This window comes from Streptosporangium sp. NPDC049248 (assembly GCF_040678965.1).
GTDB classification, from domain to species: Bacteria; Actinomycetota; Actinomycetes; order Streptosporangiales; family Streptosporangiaceae; genus Streptosporangium; species Streptosporangium fukuiense.
This window is the reverse complement of sequence record NZ_JBFAQY010000003.1, coordinates 520,592-544,226: the sequence shown is the minus strand read 5'-3', so window position 1 is coordinate 544,226 and position 23,635 is coordinate 520,592. Positions and strand designations below refer to the sequence as shown.

At 70.5% G+C, this 23,635-nt stretch carries 24 protein-coding genes; 16 read left to right on the top strand and 8 right to left on the bottom strand.

Annotated features, from left to right (window positions below; translation table 11 throughout):
* The first annotated feature begins 75 nt into the window (after nt 1-75).
* The 3 genes from AB0K21_RS09180 (at nt 76) to AB0K21_RS09170 (ending at nt 4,762) form a co-directional block, all read left to right on the top strand.
* Nucleotides 76-2,430 (top strand): putative Ig domain-containing protein, encoded by a 2,355-nt coding sequence (locus AB0K21_RS09180; protein ID WP_343966864.1) that lies wholly within the window; start codon nt 76-78, stop codon nt 2,428-2,430.
* Nucleotides 2,431-2,655: 225 nt separating this feature from the next.
* On the top strand, nt 2,656-3,558 hold the full coding sequence (locus AB0K21_RS09175) for a hypothetical protein (RefSeq protein WP_364148947.1): 903 nt from the start codon (nt 2,656-2,658) through the stop codon (nt 3,556-3,558).
* The gene (locus tag AB0K21_RS09170) at nt 3,545-4,762 is read left to right on the top strand and encodes an XRE family transcriptional regulator (protein ID WP_364148945.1); all 1,218 of its coding nucleotides are present in this window, start codon (nt 3,545-3,547) and stop codon (nt 4,760-4,762) included. Before AB0K21_RS09175 ends, AB0K21_RS09170 begins: the two co-directional genes overlap by 14 nt.
* Here the strand turns inward: AB0K21_RS09170 and AB0K21_RS09165 are convergent.
* From AB0K21_RS09165 to AB0K21_RS09145, 5 genes are all read right to left on the bottom strand, one after another.
* Nucleotides 4,737-4,961 carry a hypothetical protein gene (locus AB0K21_RS09165; protein ID WP_030912140.1) on the bottom strand — a complete coding sequence of 75 codons (225 nt, stop codon included), beginning with the start codon at nt 4,959-4,961 and terminating at the stop codon, nt 4,737-4,739. The two genes, AB0K21_RS09170 and AB0K21_RS09165, sit on opposite strands and share 26 nt — an antisense overlap.
* A gap of 401 nt (nt 4,962-5,362) precedes the next feature.
* On the bottom strand, nt 5,363-5,827 hold the full coding sequence (locus AB0K21_RS09160) for a hypothetical protein (protein WP_364148943.1): 465 nt from the start codon (nt 5,825-5,827) through the stop codon (nt 5,363-5,365).
* 77 nt (nt 5,828-5,904) lie between these two features.
* On the bottom strand, nt 5,905-6,717 hold the full coding sequence (locus AB0K21_RS09155; RefSeq protein WP_343966874.1) for an SAM-dependent methyltransferase: 813 nt from the start codon (nt 6,715-6,717) through the stop codon (nt 5,905-5,907).
* Nucleotides 6,718-6,874: 157 nt separating this feature from the next.
* Nucleotides 6,875-7,789, bottom strand: a complete 915-nt coding sequence (locus AB0K21_RS09150; RefSeq protein WP_343966876.1) for a helix-turn-helix transcriptional regulator — start codon at nt 7,787-7,789, stop codon at nt 6,875-6,877.
* A gap of 148 nt (nt 7,790-7,937) precedes the next feature.
* The gene (locus AB0K21_RS09145) at nt 7,938-8,846 is read right to left on the bottom strand and encodes a LysR family transcriptional regulator (RefSeq protein WP_364148941.1); all 909 of its coding nucleotides are present in this window, start codon (nt 8,844-8,846) and stop codon (nt 7,938-7,940) included.
* 67 nt (nt 8,847-8,913) lie between these two features.
* Between AB0K21_RS09145 and AB0K21_RS09140 the strand changes: the two genes are divergently transcribed.
* A complete protein-coding gene (locus tag AB0K21_RS09140) occupies nt 8,914-10,146 on the top strand; it encodes an MFS transporter (protein ID WP_343966880.1) in 1,233 nt (410 codons plus the stop codon).
* Here the strand turns inward: AB0K21_RS09140 and AB0K21_RS09135 are convergent.
* Nucleotides 10,085-10,810 carry a hypothetical protein gene (locus tag AB0K21_RS09135; RefSeq protein WP_343966882.1) on the bottom strand — a complete coding sequence of 242 codons (726 nt, stop codon included), beginning with the start codon at nt 10,808-10,810 and terminating at the stop codon, nt 10,085-10,087. The genes AB0K21_RS09140 and AB0K21_RS09135 overlap by 62 nt on opposite strands.
* Before the next feature lie 364 nt (nt 10,811-11,174).
* Between AB0K21_RS09135 and AB0K21_RS09130 the strand changes: the two genes are divergently transcribed.
* The 10 genes from AB0K21_RS09130 (at nt 11,175) to AB0K21_RS09085 (ending at nt 21,140) form a co-directional block, all read left to right on the top strand.
* Nucleotides 11,175-12,527: a sugar ABC transporter substrate-binding protein gene (locus tag AB0K21_RS09130; RefSeq protein ID WP_364148938.1), complete on the top strand. Its 1,353-nt coding sequence runs from the start codon at nt 11,175-11,177 to the stop codon at nt 12,525-12,527.
* A 2-nt stretch (nt 12,528-12,529) separates the two neighbouring features.
* Nucleotides 12,530-13,486 (top strand): sugar ABC transporter permease, encoded by a 957-nt coding sequence (locus AB0K21_RS09125; RefSeq protein WP_343966886.1) that lies wholly within the window; start codon nt 12,530-12,532, stop codon nt 13,484-13,486.
* On the top strand, nt 13,480-14,325 hold the full coding sequence (locus tag AB0K21_RS09120) for a carbohydrate ABC transporter permease (RefSeq protein ID WP_364148936.1): 846 nt from the start codon (nt 13,480-13,482) through the stop codon (nt 14,323-14,325). The genes AB0K21_RS09125 and AB0K21_RS09120 overlap by 7 nt, the downstream gene beginning before the upstream one ends.
* Complete coding sequence (locus AB0K21_RS09115; RefSeq protein ID WP_343966891.1) at nt 14,322-16,331, top strand: beta-galactosidase; 2,010 nt, start codon at nt 14,322-14,324, stop codon at nt 16,329-16,331. The genes AB0K21_RS09120 and AB0K21_RS09115 overlap by 4 nt, the downstream gene beginning before the upstream one ends.
* Nucleotides 16,328-17,065 (top strand): SDR family NAD(P)-dependent oxidoreductase, encoded by a 738-nt coding sequence (locus tag AB0K21_RS09110; RefSeq protein ID WP_343966893.1) that lies wholly within the window; start codon nt 16,328-16,330, stop codon nt 17,063-17,065. Before AB0K21_RS09115 ends, AB0K21_RS09110 begins: the two co-directional genes overlap by 4 nt.
* On the top strand, nt 17,062-17,775 hold the full coding sequence (locus AB0K21_RS09105; RefSeq protein WP_343966895.1) for a FadR/GntR family transcriptional regulator: 714 nt from the start codon (nt 17,062-17,064) through the stop codon (nt 17,773-17,775). Before AB0K21_RS09110 ends, AB0K21_RS09105 begins: the two co-directional genes overlap by 4 nt.
* The gene (gene dgoD, locus AB0K21_RS09100; protein WP_343966897.1) at nt 17,772-18,917 is read left to right on the top strand and encodes a galactonate dehydratase; all 1,146 of its coding nucleotides are present in this window, start codon (nt 17,772-17,774) and stop codon (nt 18,915-18,917) included. The genes AB0K21_RS09105 and dgoD overlap by 4 nt, the downstream gene beginning before the upstream one ends.
* Before the next feature lie 2 nt (nt 18,918-18,919).
* On the top strand, nt 18,920-19,558 hold the full coding sequence (locus AB0K21_RS09095) for a bifunctional 4-hydroxy-2-oxoglutarate aldolase/2-dehydro-3-deoxy-phosphogluconate aldolase (protein ID WP_343966899.1): 639 nt from the start codon (nt 18,920-18,922) through the stop codon (nt 19,556-19,558).
* A gap of 41 nt (nt 19,559-19,599) precedes the next feature.
* Complete coding sequence (locus AB0K21_RS09090; RefSeq protein WP_343966901.1) at nt 19,600-20,604, top strand: sugar kinase; 1,005 nt, start codon at nt 19,600-19,602, stop codon at nt 20,602-20,604.
* 77 nt (nt 20,605-20,681) lie between these two features.
* Complete coding sequence (locus tag AB0K21_RS09085) at nt 20,682-21,140, top strand: PepSY domain-containing protein (RefSeq protein ID WP_364148932.1); 459 nt, start codon at nt 20,682-20,684, stop codon at nt 21,138-21,140.
* 160 nt (nt 21,141-21,300) lie between these two features.
* Here the strand turns inward: AB0K21_RS09085 and AB0K21_RS09080 are convergent, their stop codons facing one another.
* The gene (locus AB0K21_RS09080) at nt 21,301-21,963 is read right to left on the bottom strand and encodes a hypothetical protein (RefSeq protein WP_343966905.1); all 663 of its coding nucleotides are present in this window, start codon (nt 21,961-21,963) and stop codon (nt 21,301-21,303) included.
* A 125-nt stretch (nt 21,964-22,088) separates the two neighbouring features.
* Here AB0K21_RS09080 and AB0K21_RS09075 point away from each other — a divergent pair, with 125 nt between their 5' ends.
* The gene (locus AB0K21_RS09075; protein WP_343966907.1) at nt 22,089-22,301 is read left to right on the top strand and encodes a hypothetical protein; all 213 of its coding nucleotides are present in this window, start codon (nt 22,089-22,091) and stop codon (nt 22,299-22,301) included.
* A 133-nt stretch (nt 22,302-22,434) separates the two neighbouring features.
* Nucleotides 22,435-22,707, top strand: coding sequence for a hypothetical protein (locus AB0K21_RS09070; RefSeq protein WP_343966910.1), 273 nt, complete (start codon nt 22,435-22,437; stop codon nt 22,705-22,707).
* Nucleotides 22,708-22,805: 98 nt separating this feature from the next.
* Here the strand turns inward: AB0K21_RS09070 and AB0K21_RS09065 are convergent, their stop codons facing one another.
* Nucleotides 22,806-23,435, bottom strand: coding sequence for a uridine kinase (locus AB0K21_RS09065; RefSeq protein ID WP_364148930.1), 630 nt, complete (start codon nt 23,433-23,435; stop codon nt 22,806-22,808).
* Between the last annotated feature and the right edge of the window lie 200 nt (nt 23,436-23,635).

The window sequence follows — 23,635 nt, the reverse complement described above, 5'->3', positions numbered from 1 at the left end:
GATGAGCAGCCGTTCGCGGCCACCGCGACCGGACGCCCCAGCCGAGGCGTGGGCGATGTTGTGAAGGAGTGACGCATGCGCGGCAACAGGATGACGCGCCGTACCAGGAGAGTGGCGGTGTGGGCCACCTCGACCTTCATCGCCTCGATGCTGGGTCTCGGCACCGTCCCAGCTCTGGCGGCCGACGGTGACACGGTTGTTCTCGCCGAGGACTTCTCCTCTGGGCGGCTTCCCAGCGGGTGGACCAGCCACCTCGGCACCTGGCAGGTAAAGAACGGCCGCCTTGAGGGCACCTCCGTCAACGGACAGCGTGCTCGCGTCACGTTCGGCACCAGCTACGAGAACTACCGGCTTGAGGCCACGGCGAACTTCCTGCAGGTGGCGAACGACTCCCGCTGGCTCAACGTGGCCGCGGACTTCCACGGTGCGCAGGACTACGGTTCGGTGTTCGTGGTGCGCAGCAACACCAAGCTGAGCAACGGTCTCGAGTACGCGGTGAGCAAGGCGGCCGGCGCGGCGTACGCGTCCCCCGTCACCGCCGCCGCGGGCGTCGCGCTCAACACGAACGAGACGCACGCGCTCTCGCTTGAGGTGCGCGGCACGCGGGCCACCCTCTCGATCGACGGTGTCCCGTACCTGTCGACGAAGGACATGTTCCGCGCCGACGGAACCCTCGGCCTCGTCGTCAACAACTCCACCGTCGCCTTCGACGACATCAAGGTCACTCGACTCGCCCCCGAGGCGACCCCGCCGGGCACGCCACCGGGCCTGCACGTCTCGCAGAACGACACCCAGGCCACGCTGACCTGGTCCGCGCCCACCGACGCGGGCAAGACCCCCGCGGGAACGCCCGCGACCGTGACCGGCTATGAGGTCGCGATCGGCACCACCGAAGCCGACCCGGCCGGTCTGGCCTGGTCTCCGGCGGCTGGAACCGCGCACACCTTCACCCCCTCCAAGGCCGGTGTCTACAAGCTGTGGGTGCGTGCCGTCAACAGCGAGGGCAAGGTGAGTGAGCCGGCGAGCGCGACCGCATCGCCGGGGGTTCCCAAGATCAAGGGCTTCAACAAGGCGGTCAGCGGCGGCGCCTGGAGCGCGGGCCACGTGCAGGGCATCGCCATCGACCAGACGAACGGGTACATCTACCACTCGTTCACCACGCTGCTCGTGAAGACCGACCTTGAGGGCAACGTCGTCGGCACGGTGGGCGGGTTCACCGGACATCTCGGTGACCTCGACTTCAACGAGGCCGACGGCCGCGTCTACGGCTCGCTGGAGTACAAGGCGCAGAAGGCCTTCTACATCGCCGTCATCGACGTCGACGCGATCGACAGAATCGGGATGGCGGCGCAGAACTCCGAGATCGTGAAGACCGTCTACCTCAGCGAGGTGGTCAATGACTTCACCGCCGACATGGACGGCAACGGGATCTTCGACGGCGACATCGGGAACACCCCCGACCACCGCTACGGCAGCAGCGGCATCGACGGCGTCGGCTTCGGCCCCAAGTTCGGCACGACCGGCGGCAAGCAGTACCTGACGGTGGCCTACGGCGTCTACTCGAACCTCAACCGCACGGACAACGACCACCAGGTGCTGCTGCAGTACGACACGAGCGACTGGGCCGGCTACGAGAAGCCGCTCGTCGAGGCGGCCCCCCACCACAGCGGCCCAGAACAGGCACCGGGCAAGTACTTCGTCCGTACCGGCAACACCACGTACGGTGTGCAGAACCTGGAGTACGACGACTTCCTGCGGCGCTGGTTCATGGGCGTGTATGCCGGCGCCAAGCCGACCTTCCCGAACTACACGCTTTTCGCGGTGGACGCCGCGACCCGGCCCGTGCCCGGCGAGCTCGTCGGCAACGGCGGGGAGCAGGGCCTGCTGATCCCGCTGGCGGAGGACGGCCGCACGCACGAGGCCGGCGGCGTCCGCGGCTGGGTCCAGAAGGCGGACGTGGGCATGGAGTCGCTCGGAGACGGACTCTTCTACCTCGCGCGCAACGGCACCAGGAACGGGCAGCAGACCTCCGACCTCACGCTCTACCGGTGGACCGGCGACGCCAACGCGCCGTTCGCGGCGGTGAACAGCGAGAGCGAGCTCTACCGCGCCCCCGTCATCACCTCTTCGGCTCCGGCAGGCGGCCAGGTCGGCAAGGCGTACTCCCACACCTTCACCGCCTCGGCGTTTCCGAAGGCGAGCTTCACGGTCACCGCCGGCAAACTGCCCAAGGGGCTCACCCTTGACGCCGCGTCCGGCATGCTCTCCGGCAAGCCGGTGAAACCCGGCAAGGCCACCTTCACCGTCACCGCCACGAACGAGGTCGCCCCGGCCGCCACGCAGAGTGCGGTCATCAAGATCAAGCCTTCCAGGAACGACACGAAGGGCAATGGAAAAGAGGGCGGGAAAGGTTCCTCCCACAACAGGTAGGTGAGACAACCGGATCCAGGCGCCCCGCGAAGGCGATGCACATCACCACGCACGCGGGTGCTCCGCATCTCTCATGATCGCTTTCGCTCGGTGGCCAAAGCCTGCCGTCCTCACGCCCGCCGAGCGGGGCCGTCGGCGACATGGGAGACAGACAACATCAAATAGAGCCCGTGCGGGAGTACGATGCACGGAAATGAAGTGTCGGCGATGACCGTCTGACACCGGGTGAAGCGTGAGCGGAGGTCGTCGATGGGCGAGGGGGCGTTGTCACCGGGCCGGGCGGGGTCGGCGCGAGTGGGGTCAGGCTGGGCGAGCGAGCGGTTCGGCGAGCGTGCCGAGGTCGTACGGCGGCAACTGGCCGTCTCGCTGCTTGAGGCGATGGGCAACGCGCAGGACGCGCAGAGCTCCGCGCACAGCGACAAGCGGTACACCTACGGCTTCACCATGATGGCCAGGCGCTACGAGGCGCTCGCCGAGGGACTGCGCGACGAACCGGGCTTCCGGCTGGTCAGGCCGCACGGCTCGCCGCACCACCTGGTGGTGCTCGGCGGCAACCTGCTGCTGCCGTTCCGCTACGCCGAGGACGACCGCACGCCGATCTCCGAGGCCCGGATCAGCGACGGCCGCATCTCCTCGCTGGTCCGCGAGCTGTTCGACCGGTTCGGCCCCGCGACCTCCTACCGGCAGGAGGAACTGGACCTGGCACTCGACGGGGACGGTGCCCAGGAGGGACTGGACCTGTCCGCGGGGGCGGACGGTCCGGCCACGGTCCGCCCCGCGCTCACCGGGCTGCCCGACGAGACCCGGCTGGTCCCGGTCGCCTACGCGGGCAACGCGCAGGCCGGCCTGCTGCGGCTCTACTGGGGCGAGGCGGAGCTCGTCGACGAGTTCGGCAGGATCCGCTGGCTGCACCACGAGCCGATCCCGCTGCCGGCCGCCCCCGCCGGTCCCCTCGCCGGCCCGTGGGCGACGGAGCCCGGTGCCGCGTCGCGTTTCGACGGCGGTCTCCTGCCCGACCTCGCGCTGAGCACGCGGTCTTCGGCCGAGCGGAAGAATGGCAAGATCTTCCCCGTAGGCAGTGAGGCACCAGAGGAAACCGTGGTCACCGGCGACAATGAGCAACCGTAACCAGCCCCCCCTGTTCGGCGTCGCCGAGGGCGGCCCGAGCCCGCAGGCCGTTACCGACGCGTTCGACCAGGCGCGGCTGACCCAGGCGCGGCAGCTGGCGGGGATGACGAAGAAGGACCTGGCCGAGCGGATCGGCGTCACCCCCGCGGCGGTGGGGCAGTACGAGACGGGCATGACCCGTCCACGCCCCGAGCTCGTTCCCCGCCTGGCCGACGCGCTCGGCGTGCCACCGGCGTTCTTCCTGCTCGGCCGCCCGCACGGCAAGCTGGACGGGTCCATGGCGCACTTCAGGAGCCTGCGCTCCACCCGTGCCCACCAGCGCGCCAAGGCCGCGGCCTTCGTCGAGCAGGTCTGGGAGCTGGCCCACGCCCTGGAGAAGCAGGTCAGGCTGCCGGACGTGGCCCTTCCCGGTTTCTCCGGCGGCGAGGTCCACTCCGGCGTCGAGTTGCCCCGCGACCCCGTCCAGGCCGCCCGCGCCCTGCGGCGGCTCTGGCGGCTGGGCACCGGCCCGCTGTCGCACGTCGTACGGCACATGGAGGCGCAGGGGATCGTCGTGGTCCTCCCGCCGCCGGACGAGGACGCCACCACGGTGGACGCCTTCTCCACCTCCCAGCTGCCGCGCCCGATCGTGGTGCTGACCGCCAACCGGTTCGACGACATCCACCGCTACCGCTTCACCGCCGCCCACGAGCTGGGCCATCTGGTGCTGCACGGTGACGCGGCCTCGGGAGACGCCCAGCAGGAGCGCGAGGCCGACGTCTTCGCCGCCGAGTTCCTCACCCCGCGCGACAGCATCCTGCCCGAGCTGCCCGGCCGCCTCGACCTGCGCAGGCTGGTCGAGCTCAAGCGCACCTGGGGCGTGTCCGTCGACTCCCTGCTGTACCGCTGCCGCGAGGTCGGTCTGATCTCCGACTCGGCGGCGAGCCGCGCCTACCAGCGGCTCAAGACGCTCCGCGACCAGCCGGGCTTCGCCGCCGAGCCGATAAGCGGCTACCCCGGCGAGCAGCCCGTGCTGCTGCGCCAGGCCTTCGACCTGGCCGTCGGCGAGACCGGTCTCACCATGGAGCGGCTCGCCACCCAGCTGGCCTGGCCGGTCTCCCGGGTGCGTGAGCTGCTCGACCTGCCCGACCCGCGCCCGGCGTTGCGCCTCGTGCCCGACGCGTCCGCGGCAGGCGGCCCTACTCGGCCTCGACGCGCTCCCTGATCCACTCCATGCCGTCCTGCCAGGAGGCGAACGCCTGGAGGTAGCGGCCGTCACGGGCATGGAAGGCGTGATACCTGAAGTCCCCGTCGCTGCCCGTACGGATCAGGTCGTAGACGTCACCCTTGGAGCGGTACCACACGCACTCGCCGTCAGCGGGACGCGAGGGCGAGGCATAGGCGAACTCACGCGTGATGGACATGTGACGGATGCTACGGATCGACGAATCCGCAGGCAATGCCGTATCCATTTCATTCAGGGATAAAGTTCACCCTCCGTCTCGGCCGGCTCGCGGGCGACCGTGACGATCAGCCGATGCCGTCGCGCCACGGCGCTCCCCCTGTGTCTCCTCCGCTCCCGAGGGGAGCGGCTTCTCGCCGGCCCGCCCGTGGACGTCCCGCCGACTCTAGTAGTGCTAGACAAGAGATCTCTGACAGAAATATCGCGGCTCGCACATCTAGCGGCGCTACGGCAAGTGATCCGGCCCCGGACGAGACGACGCGCCCGCTCGTCCGGCATCCGGGCTGCCCCCGGGCCGCCCCGGGCCGCCCCGGGCCGCACGGAGACCCCGGGCCCGCCCGGCACGGGCCCGTGTCTCCGCCGTCACCCGGCGGGCGGTGTGGGGGTGGGGGTCACCCGGTGGTCGGTCAGGTGCAGGTCGCCTCCGAGCGTCTCGCGCAGCTCGTCCAGGACCTGCCTGGCGCCGAGTACGGTCCACAACTCCCCGACGAGATGGGGGTTGTACTCCGGCGCCTGGTCCATCCACTGGTCCTTGCCGTGCTGGGTGACGAAGGTGCTGATGAAGAACCGGCCGGCGGAGGTCTCGCAGGCTCCGGTACGGATGTCGACCGCGTCGACCTGGATCTCGGCCTTGCAGCCGACCTTCCTGGCGAGCTGCTCGACCGTGGGCGGCGGCCCCGCGGGGACCGCGTCGCCCGCCGCCACGGCGGCGGGGGGACCCGCGGGCCGGTCCGCGCTGCAGGCGATGGAGAACGACAGGGCGAGGATCGCCGCGGCGATCGCGCGCGCGTTCCTGACGACACCGGACTGGCACGAATGTGTCAACATCCTGGAGATACGCACGTCCGCCCCGACAAGTTCACCGCCCGCCCAGGTTGGCCGCCTGGGGAAAGGCGCGTCGCCGGTCAGGGAACCCGGCCGACGGCGCCCACCGTGACGGCGCCGGCTCCCGGCGGGATGACGACGTCGCTGGGGTCGGGCCGCCAGTCGTAGACGGGCACCAGACCGGGTTCGAGGATCTCCAGCCCGTCGAACAGTCCGCGGATCTGGGTGAGGGTGCGGGGGAAGACACCGCCCGCGGTGGTCGTGCCGTAGACACCACGGCCCTGGCGGACCTGCTCCTCGCTGAGGTCGCCGGAGGTGACGTGGGAGATCACCACGTGGCTGCCCGAGGCCAGCCGCCGCCCGAAGGAGGTGGCGATGTCGGCGGCCTCCTTGTCGTCCGCGACGAAGTGCAGGATGGAGACCATGAGGACGGCGACCGGCTGGTCGAAGTCGATGCGCTCGCGGACCTCCGGGTGATCCAGGATCGCGTCCGGCTCCCGCAGGTCCCCGGAGATCACGGTGGTCTGCGGGTTGTCGGCGAGCAGCGCGCGGGCGTGCACGAGCACGATGGGATCGTTGTCGACGTAGACGATCCGGGAGTCGGGCGCCTCGCGCAGGACGACCTGGTGCACGTTCTCCTGTGTCGGCAGGCCGGCGCCGATGTCGATGAACTGGCGGATCCCCGCGGCGGCGAGATGCCGCACGGTGCGCCCGAGGAAGGCGCGGTTGGAGCGCGCCACGTCCTTCACGTTGGGGACAAGCTCCACGATCCTGTCACCGGCCGCCCGGTCGGAGGCGAAGTTGTCCTTGCCTCCCAGGTAGTAGTCGTACATACGGGCCACACTCGGGACCGTGGGGTCGATTCCCGCCGGTGCCTGCTCGCGCTCAGTCATATCCTCGCCTTCACCACTCTTTCGCGCATGCTAGACGAGTGGCCGGTACTTCAGATCATGAAACGACATATCATCTGATCGAAAATTAGGACGGCCCCGAACTCCCGGGCAGCGCATTCCCCCGGAACCGCCGGCGAACAGCCCTTGCGGTCCCGTATCAGCCCGAGAGCTCCTCACGAAGGTCCTCCAGGAACCTCCGGCTCTCGGCGAAGGAGTACGCCTGGACGCACAGGCGGTCCATGACCTGCATGTAGTGGTCGGTCTCGTCGAGCTTGTCCAGGTAGAGGGCGCTGTTGAGCTGTTCCATGTAGACCACGTCGGGCAGTTCCCGCTCGGGGAAGCGCAGGATGGAGAACGGACCGCCAGCCGCGGCGTGACCGCCCCGGTCGAACGGCATGATCTGCAGCCTGACATTGGGCATCTCGACGGCTTCGAGCAGGTGGTCCACCTGGGCGCGCAGCACCTGGGGCCCGCCGATGGGCCGCCGCAGCACGGCCTCGTCCATCACCGCCCAGAGCGTCGGAGCGTCCGGCCTGATCAGCCGCTGCTGACGGGCCATACGGAGCGAGACCCGGCGGTCGACCTCGCTCGCCGAGGCGCCGCCGTGCACGAGCATGATGACGGCCCGCGCGTACTCGGGGCTCTGCAGGAGGCCGGGGATGAACTGCACCTCGTAGGTCCGGACCGTCGAGGCCGCCTCTTCGAGCCCGACGTAGACCTCGAACCAGTTGGGGAGCAGGTCGTTGTACTTGTGCCACCAACCGGGCGCGTTGGCCTGACGGACCAGTGTCAGCAGCGGGGCCCTTTCCTCGGTATCGGTCACCCCGTACATCGTCAGCAGATCCGCGACGTCGCGTTCCTTGAAACCGACCCGCCCGAGCTCCAGCCGGCTGATCTTGGCGTGCGAGGCGCGGATGGCGTAGCCGGCCTGTTCACGGGTGATGTTCTTGGCGACGCGCAGCCTCCGCAGCTGGGCACCGAGAAGAATGCGCAGGACGGTGGGGCCGCCACCTCCCGCGTAGCTGAGAACACCGCTCTGCGCGCCGCTGTTCTCGGCGGTCCCTCTGGCCATGCCGGCTCCCTGTCGCACCTTCCTACGGTGCCACAGTTTCACATATACAGTGCGAATCTCACAGTCCCGCTAGGCACGCACTTGCGTATGCACTTGCAATCGCATGTGCATACATAGACAAATCTTCCTTTACAGCCCATTTTCCGACTCAGGAACCCGTGTCCGAAACCGGTACCCCGAGCGCGTGCCCGACGGCCGCCTCGTTGAACGCCCGGATCGCCGCCGTCTCCGCCGCCTTCACCCAGGCCAGGCCGAGGATCGAGGGAGGCAACCCTGTGACGGGGACGAAGCTGACATCCGGGCGCCCGTGGTAAGCCGCCGTGGGTGTGCAGAACAACATGCCGCCCCGGTTGAGCGCCACCTGGGTCAGTCCCTCCTGGCTGGTGGCCACCGTACCGGCCCGGGGAATGGGACGGCCGGAAGGGGTCGCGGACGGTGCCACATGCTCGCGCCACGTGCGCGGAGCCGGGCCGTCCAGGCCGATCAGAGATACGCCGGCCAGTTCCTCGGCGCCGATGCTCGCACGGGCGGCCAACGGGTGGCGCGAGGAGACACCGAGCCGGTACGAGACCCGGTTCAGCCCTTCACCCGTCGCCAGATCGGGCTCGTCCACCGGGAGCAGCGTGAACGCGATGTCCACCTGCCCGGCCCGCAACTTGCCGAAGGGGTCGGAGAGCGGGATCTCCACCAACTCCGCCTCGCACCCCGGGTACCAGCGCTCGAAGGCACGCACGCTGCCGGTGACGACATCCGTGGGCGTGGCCAGGAAGCCGAGCCTGATCACGCCTGTCACCTCGCGGGCGGCCGCCTTGGCCCGGCTGACCGCGTTCGCGAGGCCGTCGTAGGAGGGGCGCAGGTCGGCCAGGAAACGTTCGCCCAGGGGCGTGAGGCGCACGCGCCTGCTGGTCCGGTGGAAGAGCCCGCCGCCGAGCCTGGTCTCCAGCGAGCGCATGAGCTGACTCACCCTGCCGGGCGACAGGTAGAGGCGCTCGGCCGTACGCGCGAAGTGCAGCTCCTCGCTGAGTACGACGAAGCACTCCAGCTCCCTGAACTCCATCCCCACCTCCACCTGATCGTTTAGTCCACCTAAACCAAGCCTTCGACCTTCGCCATTGTTCCCGCTGGTGACCGGCAGAAAGCTGGCCGGCATGACCATGACCGATGTTTCCGCCGCTCCCCGGGCGCGCTGGCTCGCCGTGTCCTCGGTCGCGGTGGGCACCTTCACCATCGTGACCAGCGAGATGCTGCCCGTTGGCCTACTGACCTCGATCGCCGCCACCCTCGGCGTCTCCGACGGGACGGCCGGGCTGATGATGTCGGCGCCCGGGCTGGTAGCCGCCGTCTCCGCGCCCGTGCTGGCGATCACCGCCCGACGGCTCGACCGGCGCATCACGCTGCTGGGGCTGATGGCATTGCTGGCGGTGGCCAACCTGGCGGGCGCGTTCGCGCCGAACTACCCCGTCATGCTGGCCGCCCGGGTGCTGACCGGGGTGAGCATCGGCGGGTTCTGGGCCTTCGCGGCCGGACTCGGCCTGCGACTGGTGCCCGAAGGGTCCGTCGGGCGGGCCACGTCGATCATCTTGGCCGGGGTGTCGGTGGCGTCGGTACTGGGGGTGCCCGTGGCGACGTTCATCTCGTCGTTCGCGGGGTGGCGGACCGCGTTCATCGCCATGGGGGTGCTGGCCTTGGTCCTACTCGCGCTGCTGGCCGCCACCCTGCCGCCTCTGCCCGGCGAACCCCGAGCCCACGCGTCCGAGCCGTTGCCCCGCGAGGCCCCGGCCCGCGCGTCGGAGGGGCGGTTCACGTGGCTCTCCGGCCCGCTCAAGGTCGTCCTCGTCCTGACCGTCTTGATCGTGGCCGGTCACTTCGCGGCCTACACCTACGTCCGGCCGTTCCTGGAGCAGGTCTCGCACGCCGGTCCCGCCCTCGTCAGCACCGCCCTCCTCCTGTACGGCGCCGCGGGCGTGGCCGGCAACTTCGCGGCAGGCGCACGGGTGGCCAGGAACCCCAAGCCGGTCCTGGTCACGCTGGCCGTGCTGATGGCACTCTCCATGGCGGCGCTGCCCCTGATCGGCCTGCCCCTGATCGTGCTCATGGTGTGGGGCCTGGGCTACGGCGGCGTGGGGGTGACCCTGCAGCTCTGGATCATGCGGTCGGGCGGCGGCGAAATGGGCACGGCGCTCTTCGTCGGCGCCTTCAACGTCTCCATCGCGCTCGGCTCGTTCGCCGGCGGCCGGATCGTGGACAGCGTGTCGATCTCCGCGGTGATGTGGGTGGGAGCGGCGCTCGCCGTGATCAGCGCGGCCGTCGCCGGCTCGACCTGCCGGACGGGTTCATCGCCGAGACCGGAGTCGTGATCTCCGGCTTTCTTCCTCGGTACCGGCCCGAGGCGAGGTCGCAGGTGTCGTCATGTGCGACATCCCGGCCGGCCGCGGTACGGCGGGACAACATGCCGCGCACGATGTCGCACAGCTCGCTCGTCTCCCTCGGCGACAGCACCCGGCTGAGGCGGCGCTCGACCGCTCCCCCGCTCAACGATCCCGGCGCCCTCGTCGCGTTGAGGTAGCCGGACAGGAACGCGATCCGGAACAGCTTCTCCTGCGAGGGCGACTCGGCGGCGGCCCGCCCGGCCGCCTCCCCTCTGTCCCGGGGCGCCTCCAGCCCACCGAACAGCAGGTGCGCGGCGGCCCGTTGCAGGGCCAGCCCGTACAGGCGCATGGCCCCGTCCGGGGAGAAGGCGACGATCGAACGCCCGACGGCCTCGGCCGAGTCGGGCGACAGGTCGGCGATGCCGGTCTCCTCGCCGAGGCGGGTGTAGACGCGCACGACCTGCTCCCCCACGTACCCGGGCTGGAGGTGCTGGGAGAGCGTGACCGTCACCGTGGACCCGTCGGGGTTGCGCACCTCGGCGATGTCGGCCGCGTGGGTGACGTAGGCGGTGGAGTGCGCACGCTCGCACCACGGAGGGCACGGAGCCTCGATGTGGGGGCGAGAAGTCCTGACAGAGGCAGTGATGTCCATCCCGATCCTTCCAGCGTGAGGATGTGCACCGTCAAGGGCGTGCGCGAGCCGTGAGCCGGGGTCCGGCTCGCACGCCGGTGTTCGATGTGGCTCTCACCGGCAGGTACGCAGGATCCGGGCGCCGAGTTCACCTGGCCGCCCGGCATCCGGCGCGACGATCTCGGCCACGCCTGGCGATCCATGGATAAGAGCAGGTCAAGTGGCATCTAACGACAAGCAGGCAACGTAAGGTAACGACTCGGAAACACTCTTGTATTATTAATAAAATATGACTAATGTCCCTCGGTAATCGGATCCTGCAGGTCTGCCAGGCACTGCCCGGAAGCTGTCCACCGGGCATCTCCTCCGTTCACAGGGAGTCAACATGGGATCGAAGATGCCGAGGGTGGCGCGGCTTGCGGCCGTGGCCGCCGCGGCCGTGACACTGGGCGTGACCGCGGCCTGCGGCGGCGCGTCCGGCGAGCCCGCCGCAGGTCCGGCGAGCGGTGACCCGGCCCAGCCGGTCACCCTGAAGTTCTGGTCCTGGGTGCCCAACATCCAGAAGGCGGTCGACGCCTTCAACACCTCCCACCCCGGCATCAAGGTCCAGTTGGAGACCATCACCGCCGGCCCCGACGGCGGCTACGCCAAGATGCTCGCGGGCGTCAAGGCGGGCAACGCGCCCGACGTGGCCCAGGTCGGCTACGACTCCCTGCCCTCCTTCCTGGTCAACGGGGCGCTGGAGGACATCACCCAGCACGCGGAGCGGCACGCGTCGACGTTCGTCGACTGGCAGTGGCAGACCGGGGTCTTCGGCGGCAAGGTCTACGCCATCCCGCAGGCCAGCGGGCCGATGGGCTTCTACTACCGCAAGGACCTGTTCGACAAGTGGGGCATCGAGGCCCCGAAGACCTGGGACGACTTCGCCGCCGCGGCCAGGACGATCCGGAAGAAGGACAAGGACTCCTACATCTCCACCTTCGCCGCCAACCAGGCTCCCTGGCTGATCGCCCTCGCCCAGCAGGCCGGGCAGGGCTGGTTCGGCACCGAGGGCGACGCCTGGAAGGTGACGATCGACAACCCCGACACCCGCAAGGTGGCCGACTTCTGGCAGAAGATGCTCGACGACAAGCTGGTCAAGACCGAGGCCGACATGTCCAACGCCTGGTACAAGGACCTGCAGACCGGCGGCGTCGTCGGCTGGATCGGCGGCTCCTGGGGAGACGCGATCATCCGCGGCAACGCGCCGAAGACCTCCGGCAAGTGGGCCGTCGCCCCGATGCCCCAGTGGGCGGGCAGCACCGGGTTCGCCTCGGCCAGCTGGGCCGGCGGCTCCTCCTCGGCCGTGCTGAAAGGCACCAAGCACCCCGCCGAGGCCACCGCCTTCGCGGTATGGCTCAACAGTGACCCGCAGAGCGTCAACATCCTGCTGTCGGCCGGGTACGGCTGGCCGTCGGTCAAGGACACCGGCCAGATCACCAACCTGCAGCAGGACGACACCGTCTTCCCCTTCTACGGCGGCCAGAACATCTGGGACGTCTTCAAGGAGGCCGACGCGGCCGTCAGCGGCGACTGGCGCTGGCCTCCGGTCAGCGAGGCGCTGTACGCATCGGTCACCGACAACGCCAAGGCCGCGGTGCAGGGCGAGGGCACGCTCGCGGACGCGTTCGCCAAGAGCCAGCAGGCGATGGTCGAGCAGCTGAAGGCCAAGGGCCTCAACGTGGTGACGGGAGGCTGACGGTGACGGGGGTGCTGCAGAGGGAGACGCCGAAGGCCGGAGCGGAGGCGGACCACACGCGTCCGCGGCACCCCCGCCGCTCCCGGTCACACGTCGCGGTCTTCGTCATACCCTTCTTCGTGGTCTTCGCGCTCTTCTTTCTGGCGCCCATCGGCTACGCGGTCTACCAGAGCTTCTTCAAGCTCACCAGCAGCGGCCTCGGGCTGACCGAGCCGACCCTGGACTTCGCCGGTCTCGACAACTACGTCACCGCGCTGACCTCGCCCGCCTTCGTCGGGAGCATCGTCAGGGTGCTGCTGTTCAGCCTGATGGAAGTGCCGATCATGGTGGTCTGCGCGCTGGCGCTGGCCCTGCTCCTGGACTCCGCCCGCGCGCGCTTCCGGGCGTTCTTCCGGGTCTCCTTCTTCCTCCCCTACGGCGTGCCCGGCGTGATCGCATCCCTGCTGTGGGGCTTCCTGTACGTGCCGCAGACCAGCCCGCTGATCGACCTGCTGGCCGCGGCGGGCCTGCCACACGACTTCCTCGGTCCCGACACGGTGCTGCTGGCCATCGCCAACATCTCCACCTGGCAGTTCGCCGGCTACAACATGCTGGTGCTGATCGCCGGTCTCCAGGCCATCCCGCAGGAGCTGTACGAGGCGGCCAGGGTGGACGGCGCGAACGAGCTGCGGATCGCCTGGCATGTCAAGATCCCCCTGGTCCGTGCCCCGCTCGTCCTGATCACGGTGTTCACCCTCATCGGAACGCTCCAGCTCTTCGTCGAACCGCTGGTCCTCAAACCGCTCACCACGGCGATCAACAGCGACTACACCCCGAACCTGGCCGCGTACAACCAGGCCTTCGCGCAGAGCAACATCCACCTCGCGTCCGCGGAGGCGACGCTGATCGCGATCATGTCGTTCGTCATCTCGTTCGGGTTCCTGCGCATGGTCAACAGGAAGGGGAACCGGGCATGGTGAGGCGGATCCGTCCCTCGTCGGTCGTGGTGCTGGCCCTGCTGGGCGCGGCGGCGGTCTATTTCCTGCTGCCGGTCGTCTGGGTGCTGATCGCCGCGACGAAGAGCTCCGCCGACCTGTTCGGCACCTTCGGGCTCTGGTCGCCGGAGCCGCAGCTCGGCACCAACCTCGGCCGCCTGTTCGGCACCGAGGACGGCCTGTTCGGCCGCTGGATCCTGAACAGCTTCCTGTACGCGGGAGCCGGTGCGCTGGTCGCCACCCTGCTGTCGGCCGGCGCCGGGTACGCCATGGCCAAGTATCCGTTCCCCGGCAGGGAGGTGCTGTTCAACCTGGTCCTCGCCGGGGTCCTCGTGCCCGCCACGGTGCTGGCGCTGCCGACGTACCTCATCTTCAGCGAGGTGGGGATCACCGGCACCTTCTGGTCGGTGCTGCTGCCCAGCGTCGTCAGTCCCTTCGGGGTCTATCTCGCGCGCATCCACGCCAATGCGGCGATCCCGGATGCGCTGCTGGAGGCGGCGCGGCTGGACGGCGCCGGAGAGTACCGCATCTTCTTCCGGATCGTCCTCAAGATCATGAGTCCGGCGCTCGTCACGATCTTCCTGTTCCAGTTCATCGGCGTGTGGAACAACTACTTCCTGCCCCTGGTGATGCTCTCCGACCAACGGCTCTACCCGGTCACCCTGGGCCTGGCGCAGTGGAACTCGCAGACCTTCAGGGACCCGGCCTTCTACGAGCTCACGGTCACCGGCGCGGCGGTGTCCGCGCTCCTCCTCATCCTCACCATGGCCTCGCTCCAGCGTTTCTGGCGCGCGGGCCTGACCTCAGGGAGCGTCAAGGGTTGAACAGGATCACCCACCTCTACGACCGGCTGGACGGCCTCGGCTTCGGCGCCGACTACAACCCCGAGCAGTGGCCCCCGGACGTCTGGCGCGAGGACGTCCGGCTGATGCGCGAGGCCGGGGTCAACTTCGTCACCCTGGGCATCTTCTCCTGGGCCACGGTCGAGCCCACCCCCGGCGAGTACGACTTCGGCTGGCTCGACGAGGTCATGGACCTGCTCGGCGAGGCGGGTATCGCGGTGTCCCTCGCCACCGGCACCGCGTCGCCGCCCTCCTGGCTGCCCCGGCTGCACCCGGAGACCCTGCCCGTCACCCGTGACGGCGTCACCCTGTGGCCGGGGTCGCGTCAGCACTACTGCCCCAGCTCCCCCGTCTACCGCGACGCCGCCGTGGCGCTCGCCCGGCGGCTGGCCGTCCGGTACGGCGAGCACCCGGCCCTGGCGCTCTGGCACGTCGGCAACGAGTACGGCTGCCACCTGGACGAGTGCTACTGCGAGGTCTCCGCGGCGGACTTCCGGCGCTGGCTGCGCGAGCGGTACGGCGACCTCGACGCGCTGAACACCGCCTGGTCGACGACCTTCTGGAGCCAGCGCGTCACCGACTGGGCCGAGGTGCACCCGCCCAGGACGGCCCCGACGCTGACCAACCCCGCCCAGGAGCTCGACTTCCGGCGCTTCAGCTCCGACGCCCTGCTCGCCTGCTACCGGGCCGAGCGCGAGGCGCTGCTGGAACTGACCCCCGGCGTCCCGGTGACGACCAATGTCATGGGCCTGTGGCGGTCCGTCGACTACTTCTCGTGGGCCGCCGAGTTCGACATCGTGGCGCTGGACATCTACCCCGAGCCCAAGGACCCCCGGGCCCACGTCGACGCGGCGCTCTTCCACGACCTGATGCGCTCGCTGCGCGGCGGGCAGCCGTACCTGATGATGGAGAGCGCGGCGGGAGCGATCAGCTACCGGCCGCCGAACCGGCCCAAGCACACCGGTCTGAACCGGCTCTGGAGCCACCAGGCGCTGGCGCGGGGCGCCGACGCGGTCATGTACTTCCAGTGGCGCGCCTCCGCGGGCGGCGCCGAGAAGTTCCACTCGGCGATCGTCTCGCACGGCGGAACCGACAACCGGATCTTCCGCGAGGTCACCGCGCTGGGGGCCGAGCTCGGCGAACTGCGCGACGTGACGGGCTCACGGGTCCACGCCGACGTGGCGATCGTGCACGACTGGGCGAACTGGTGGGCCCTCGAACTGGACGCCAGACCCGGGGAGCTGAAGCTGCCCGAGCGGCTGCGCGCGCACTACACGCCGCTCTGGCGGGAGAACGTCACCGCGGACGTGGTGCCGCCGGACTCCGACCTGTCGGGCTACCGGCTGGTGGTCGTGCCCAACCTCTATCTGTGCTCGGACGCCGCCGCGGCGAACCTCCGCGAGTACGTGCGGGCGGGCGGGCACCTGCTGGTGTCCTTCTTCAGCGGCATCGCCGACGAGTGCGACCGGGTACGCCTCGGCGGCTACCCGGGGGCACTGCGCGAACCGCTCGGACTGCGGATCGAGGAGTTCTGGCCGCTGAGCGAAGGCGAGCGCGTCAAGCTGGTCCCGGGCGGCCCGGAAGACCGGGAAGGCACCGGGAACGCCGGAGGCTTCGGGGGGACGGCCGACCTGTGGGCCGACCACATCGTGCCGGAGGGCGCGAGTGAGCTCGCCGCCTACGCTGACGGACCGCTGGCCGGGCTGCCCGCGGTCACCCGGCACACCTTCGGCTCGGGCACCGCGACCTACCTGGGCACCCGCCCCGACGAGGACACCATGCGCGAACTGGTCCGCGACGCGCTCCGCCTGGCCGAGGTCTCCCCCGTCCTGCCGAACCTCCCCGACGGCGTCGAGGCGGTGGCGCGGGTCGCCGGAGACGGCCGCCGATTCCTGTTCCTGCTCAACCACGGAGACCGTCCGGTACACGCCGCGGGTGTCGAGCTGGCGCCCCACGACGTCACGGTGATCCGCCAGGAGGACGCGTGACGGGCCGCTTCGCCGACAGGAGCGCCGTGGTGACCGGAGGCGCGTCGGGCATCGGCGCGGCGACCGCCAGGCAGCTGTCCACCGAGGGCGCTTCCGTGCTGGTCGTCGACGTGTCCGAGGCCGGGGAGGCGCTGGTCGCCGAACTGCGCGCGGCGGGTGGCGAGGCCACCTTCCTGGCGGGCGACGTGAGCCGCGAGGAGACCTGGGACCGCATCGCCGGACGGGGACCGATCGACGTGGTCGTCAGCAACGCGTACACCGTCGAGGTGGCGCCCGCGCACGAGACGTCGCTCGACTCGTGGAACCGGCAGATCGGTGTCAGCCTCACCGGGACCTTCCTGGCCGCCCGCCGGCTGTTGCCCGATCTTGCTCGCACCGGTGGCGCCATGGTAATCACCTCATCGGTACACGCTCTCGTCGGGCTTCCCGGACATCCCGCCTACGCGGCGGCGAAGGGCGGGTTGACGGCGCTCACCCGGCAGCTCGCGGTGGAGTACGGCCCGGCCGTACGCGTCAACTGCGTCATCCCCGGGCCGATCATGACCCCGGCCTGGGACCGGGTCGACGAGGAGGGCCGTGCCGGCAGTGTCAGGGCGACCGTGCTACAGAGGTTCGGCTCGCCCGAGGAGGTCGCCTCGGTCATCTCCTTCCTGGCGTCGTCCGAGGCCTCGTTCGTCACGGGCGCGTCGCTGGTCGTCGACGGCGGATGGAGCATAGTGAAGGACTCGGCATGATGGCTGTGTACAGCGGACGGGGCCTCCACGGACAGACCGTCGAGGCGATCGCCGCGATGATCTTCAGCGGTGAGTGCCGCGAGGGCGACCCCCTCGACGTGTCCGTCCTGCAGGACAGGCTCGGCGTCAGCTCGACCGCGCTGCGCGAGGCGATGAAGGTCCTCACCGCCAAGGGGCTCATCTCCGCCCGGCCCAAGCTGGGCACGTACGTGCGTCCGCGTTCCGACTGGAACCTGCTCGACGGCGACGTGATCCGGTGGAAGTTCGCCGGCCGCCCCGACCACGGCTTCCTGCGCGACCTGCATGAGCTGCGGGCCATCGTCGAGCCGCCGGTCGCCCGCCTGGCGGCGCTACGCCGTACCCCCGGGCAGCTGGAGGAACTGCAGGCCGCGCTGGACCGGATGGCCGAGGCGGGGGACGCGGGCGATCCCGGCGCCGTCGTCGAGGCCGACCTGCTCTTCCACCGCGCGCTGCTCGCGGCGGGCGGCAACGAGCTGCTGGTACGCATGGAGGTCGTGATGGGCGCCGGGCTCGCCGGGCGCGACCGGCTCGTCCACGGCTCCCGCGACAGCGACGACCCGGTGCCCAGCCACCTGGCGGTTCTCGACGCCGTCAGGGCCGCCGACGAGGCCGCGGCCGAGGCCGCGATGCGGGATCTGCTGGCCAAGGCGTGGAACGACGTCGAACGGCTACACCTGGAGGGAAAGTGAAGATCGAGAGGATCGAGACGTTCCTCGTCCCTCCGCGCTGGCTGTTCTGCCGGGTGGAGACCGACGACGGCGTCGTCGGCTGGGGGGAGCCCGTCGTCGAGGGCAGGGCCGAGGTCGTGCGGGCGGCGGTCGAGGTCCTCGGTGAACACCTGCTCGGCCAGGACCCGTTGCGGATCGAAGACCACTGGCAGGTGCTGACCAAGGGGGGTTTCTACCGGGGTGGTCCCGTGCTGTCGAGCGCGGTGGCCGGGCTCGACCAGGCGCTGTGGGACATCGCGGGCAAGCACTACGGGGCGCCGGTGCACGCGCTACTGGGCGGACCGGTCAGGGACCGTGTCCGGGCGTACGCGTGGGTCGGCGGCGATGACCCCGGCGAGCTGCGCGAGGCGATCGAGAAGCAGGTCGAGGCCGGGTTCACCGCCATCAAGATGAACGGGTCCGGCCTGATGGACCGGTCGATCGGCGCGGCGGGCCTGGCCGCCGTCGTCGAGCGCGCCGAGGTCGCCAGGGCGACGCTCGGCACCTCCCGTGACTTCGCCGTCGACCTGCACGGCCGCGCCGGAACGGCCAGCGCACGGCGGATCATCGCCGCGATCGCCGACCTGCACCCCATGTTCGTCGAGGAGCCGCTGGCGCCGGAGTACCTGCACCGGCTCGGCGAGCTCACCGCGTCGACCGAGGTGCCCATCGCGCTCGGCGAGCGCCTGTACTCCCGTTCCGACTTCCTGCCCGTGCTGGGCTCCGGGCTCGCCGTGGCACAGCCCGACCTCTCCCACGCGGGCGGCATCTCCGAGGTACGGCGCATCGCCTCGCTCGCCGAGACGTTCGACGTACAGCTCGCGCCGCACTGCCCGCTCGGGCCGATCGCACTGGCCGCCAGCCTCCAGGTGGCCTTCGCCACGCCGAACTTCCTCATCCAGGAGCAGAGCGCCGGCATCCACTACAACGAGGGCGCGGAGCTGCTCGACTACGTCCTCGACCCCACGCCGTTCGCCTTCGTTCAGGGGTACGCCCACCGCACCCCGCTGCCCGGCCTCGGCGTGACAGTCGACGAGCAGGCGGTACGGCGGGCGGACAAGCGGCCCCACGCGTGGCGCAACCCGCTGTGGCGGCACGACGACGGTTCGATGGCGGAGTGGTGATCATGGAATTCCCGGAAACGGCCCGCCTCCTCGAACTGCTCCGGGAGCGGCGCCTGCTGGCCATCGTCCGGGGCCGCGACCCGGAGGGCTCGTTCCGCACGGCGTACGCGCTCGTCGAGGAGGGGATCGACGTCCTGGAGGTGTCGCTCACCGGCACCGGGGCGCTCGACGTCATCGCCCGGGTACGTGCCGAGTTCGGAGACGCCGTGGTCCTCGGCGCCGGAACCGTGCTGACCGCTGCCGACGCGGACGCCGCCGCCTCGGCCGGAGCGGGCTTCGCGGTGACCCCCGCCATGGGCGAAGGGACGGCCCACGCCATCGAGCTGGGCCTTCCCACCCTGATCGGCGCGATGACGCCGACCGAGGTGTGGAACGCGACGACCGCCGGAGCGACCGCCGTCAAGGTGTTCCCCGCCTCCGTGGGCGGACCCGGCTACCTCTCCGCGCTGCTCGACCCCTTTCCCGGTGTGCCGCTCGTGCCGGTCGGCGGCGTGCGCGCCGACCAGGTCCGCCCCTACCTCGACGCCGGGGCCGTGGCCGTCGGGGTGGGCTCTCCCCTGGTCGGCGACGCCCCGCACGGAGGCGATCTGGCCGCGCTGCGGGAACGCGCCCGCGGCTTCCTGAAAGCGGTGCGGCCTTGACACTCGATGAGACCCGACGGCCTGCCGGAGGCGGTGAACCGGTGACGACACCGGACGGGAACGGCGGGCGGCACATGATCGACGTGCTGACCGTCGGAGAGGCGATGGCCTCCCTGCACGGTGCGGGTCCGCTCCGTCTCGGGGGCAGCCTCGGGCTCTCGGTCGCCGGGGCGGAGGCGAACGTGGCGATCGGGCTGGCCAGGCTCGGCCACACCGCCCGCTGGGCGGGCGTGATCGGAGCCGACGAGCTCGGGCTACTGGTGCTGCGCACGCTGCGGGCCGAGGCCGTCGACGTCCGCGCGGTCCGGGTCGACCCCGAGCACCCGACGGGCCTGCTCATTCAGGAGAACCGGATCGGCGACGTCGCCCGTGTCCACTACTACCGGTCTGGATCGGCCGGATCGCGGTTGAACCCCGCCGATGTGGCGGCCGCGCTGACCTCTGACGGACGCGGGGGCTCGGGCGGGGACGGTGAGGTGGGCGGGGGGACGCCGAGGGTGTTGCACGTCACCGGCATCACCCCCGCACTCGGCCCGGAGCCCCGGGCCGCGATCGAACACGCCGTGCGGCGGGCCCGCGAGCTCGGCGCGCGCGTGTGCCTCGACGTCAACCACCGCGCCCGGCTGTGGGACACCACGGAGGCGTCGGCCGTGCTGGGCGGCCTGCTGCCGTACGTGGACGTGCTGGTCGCCTCGGACGGCGAGCTGGCGCTCGTCGTGTCCGGCGGTGCCGAGGGCGCGCTCCTGGCGGGGGTGGATGAGGTGGTCGTCAAGCACGGGGCGGCGGGTGCCGAGGTCTGGACGGCCGACGACCGTGTCGCGCTGCCCGCCCGTCCGGTCCCGGTGGCGAGCACGATCGGTGCGGGGGACGCCTTCGTGGCCGGTTACCTCTCCGGGCTGCTGGACGGCCTGCCGCCGGCGGGCCGCCTGGACCGCGGCGTCACCCTGGGTGCGTTCGCGGTGGCGACCCACGGCGACTGGCACGGCCTGCCGACCCGCGAGGAACTCGGCCTGCTCTCCCTCGCGGCGGGCGAAACCGTCCGCTGAACCGACCGGCGGGCCTTAACCTGCTTTTAGGGTTGGCGCAGCGTGCCACTAACGGGGCACCCGGCAGGCTCGTGGGCATGCGAAACACTACGAAACTCACCATCGCCGCCACCGGACTTCTCGCCGTCATCGCCGGAGGCGGCGCGGTCGCCTCCGCCGGAACCCTGACCCCCACCCCGGCCCCCAGCGGCACCGCGACGACTCCCGCCCCGGTGAACCCGACGTCCGGCACCGAGAGCACCCCCGCGCCCGGCGAGGCGGAGGCCAAGATCTCGCGGGACGAGGCCGTCAGGATCGCTCAGCAGAAGGTGCCCGGCGCCAAGCTCGTCAAAATCGAGTTCGACGGCGACGAGACTCCCGCCAACTGGGAGGTCGAACTCCGCGAAGGCGATGTCGAGCACGACTTCGACATCGACGCCACCACCGGCGCGATCCTGGAGCAGGACCGGGAGACCGCGGACGACGACGCCGACGACAGGGACGACCGGGACGACCGGGACGACCACGACGACCACGACGACCGGGACGATGACTGACCGGCCGGCCGGTGTTGAGGAGCCCGTGGCGCCCCGGTGTCACGGGCTCCCCTGCCGAAGGGCCGCGGGGAACGGCCCTCGACACCCCGCCCGACGTCCTCGGCGACGCCTTCCAGAGGTGCCCCCTGCCCGGTGAGGGCCGCCGCGGAGAACGCGGCCGTCAGCGCCGCCGCACCCGGTAGGCCAGCGCCGCGAGGGCGGTGACCCCCAGGAGCCCCGCGACCAGGTACGAGGGCCGCCACCAGGAGCCGCGCTCCATGACCGCCACGGTGGTCGTACCGCCGGGCGAACCCCCCGCGGGCACCGCCGCCGGGGTGGCGACGGGTGTGGCGGGAGCGCCGGAGGCGGGATCGCCCAGGGGGACGGCCGGCGGCCGGATCGCCCCCCAGTGCTCCTGCGGCGGCTGGGCGGCGATCGACTGCCTGAGCTCACTGGGAACCGGGGCGATCTCCAGCCCTCCCGGCACGGTGAGGGTGCCGATCCGGTATGGCGCGAACCAGCCCTGGACGGCCTCCACCTCCCACGTTCCCTTGGGCAGCGAGATCGCGGCGGCGTAGTGGGCGGGCTCCGTCAGCTCCACCCCGACGAACTTGAGGTTCTTCTTCCCGTCGGTGAACCTCAGCGCGACCTCACCCAGGTCGTCGCCCAGGTACGGGTGGGTGCCGTGCTGGAGCAGCCAGAAGCCGAGCGTGTACGTCGTGTCCGGGTCCGTCTTCGCGGGAACCGGGTCCATCACGGTGATCGCCCAGCCTCCGGCCCTCGCCGGTGCGGCCAGGGTCAGCAGGGGAACGATGAACGCCAGGAGGACAAGGATTCGTCTCATGCGGGAGGTACACCGGCCGGTCCGGTCAGGTTCCCGTCACCGGGTGGGCGCGAGGTGGGAGCGGCGGACCCGGCGAGGCGGCCGCGGCCGGGAGTCGAGGCCGAAAGCAGGGGTATGGACAGCAGATGAGCCTTCAGGAAGAACTGCGGCAGGTCGAAGAGGATCTGGAGAGACTGCGTAGCGAGGTCGCCGAGATGCGCAGGCAGGTCGGAGAGCTCGGCCCCACCGACCCCGTCGAACGATCAATGATGATCAACCAGGCCGACGAGCAGGAGATCCTCGTCAACGAGCTCGACGCCAGGCGCGAAGACCTCCTCAAGCGCATCGGCAAGGAGTGAACGGCACGACGGAACCCCGACACCAAGAGGCCCCTACCTGTGATTCGTCACATTTGGTTATCTCTGACTTCCCAGGGTAACCATAACAGCGAACCACCATCAGGGGGATGAAATGATCAGTACGCTTCACAAAATGGGCGTGAAGTCCAACGCGATGTACATCGCTGGGATCGCCTCGGTCGGCCTGTCCTTCGCGGCGTGGCTGGCATCGAGTTCGGCGGAGAAGGCAGGCATCGACCGGGCGGACCGGTGGGGGATCTTCATCGGCGAGTGGGCGCCCACCTTCTTCGGGATCGGGATCGCGCTGCGCATGGAGGAGACCCGCGACGAGATGCGGCCGACGGAGCAGGAGATGCTGCACGGCACGTATGCCGAGGGCAGGATGCCCTCGCGCGCGGGTGTCTAGCGGCGCTGCCGGATGATCGAAGGCGGGGCGCGTCCTTCCGGGACGCGCCCCGCCTTCGTACCCGGCCCACCTGTCGCCCCGTCCTGCCGAAAGACCGGTCACGGCGCTGTGACCAGGGCCGGATGTCTCGGGTCGTCGACGCGGACGACCAGGTCGGCGACCCGCGCCGGTGCGACCTCCGCCTCGTAGCGCGCGTAGGCGGGCAGCGTCCAGCGCTCCTCGTCCGGGGTGCGCCGGGCGAGCGCGCCCGGTGAGAGCCTCAGGTGCACGGTCAGGTCGAACGGCAGCCCCCTGCCCAGCAGCAGGGGGCCGGCCAGCAGCAGCACCCCACCCGGGGCGACGGTGACGTAGGGCGCACGGGTGGCCCGATCGATCGTGCTGTCCCACAGCGTGGGCAGCACCTTCCCCGACCGGCCGGGAGCGAGCGGCCCCAGAACCTCGCGGACCAGCCCTTTGTAGTCGAACCAGTCGGTGTAGAAGGATTCAGGATCGGTCCTGCCGTACTCGAAACGGAGCGAGGCCGGGCGCAGGAAGTCGGCGGAGAGGACACGGAGCACCTCCCGGCCGCGGAGCCGGAGCGGGTCGACCAGCGCGTCGGCGAGATCCCCGGGCTGCGCCGCCGGCGCTCCGTCGAGCGCGACGCGCACCCAGGAGTCGCGGGGCTCCGCGTCCACCCGGTCCGCGACTTCCTCCACCAGTGACGACGGCGAGATCGGCGTTATGTCCACTCCACCATCCTGGCCGACACCCGACCTGTCCCCGACCGTTGATCGGCCGACGGCCATGCCCGGGTCAAGGTCGGACGTGATGCCGATCAAAAGTCGGCCTGCCCGGGTTGTCCCGCCGCTACCGGCGGTAACGATCCATATGGGATCGACGGCTCGGCCGTGACCGGGCGTCGGCCTCCCGGTCGCGTCACGTCCCTGTC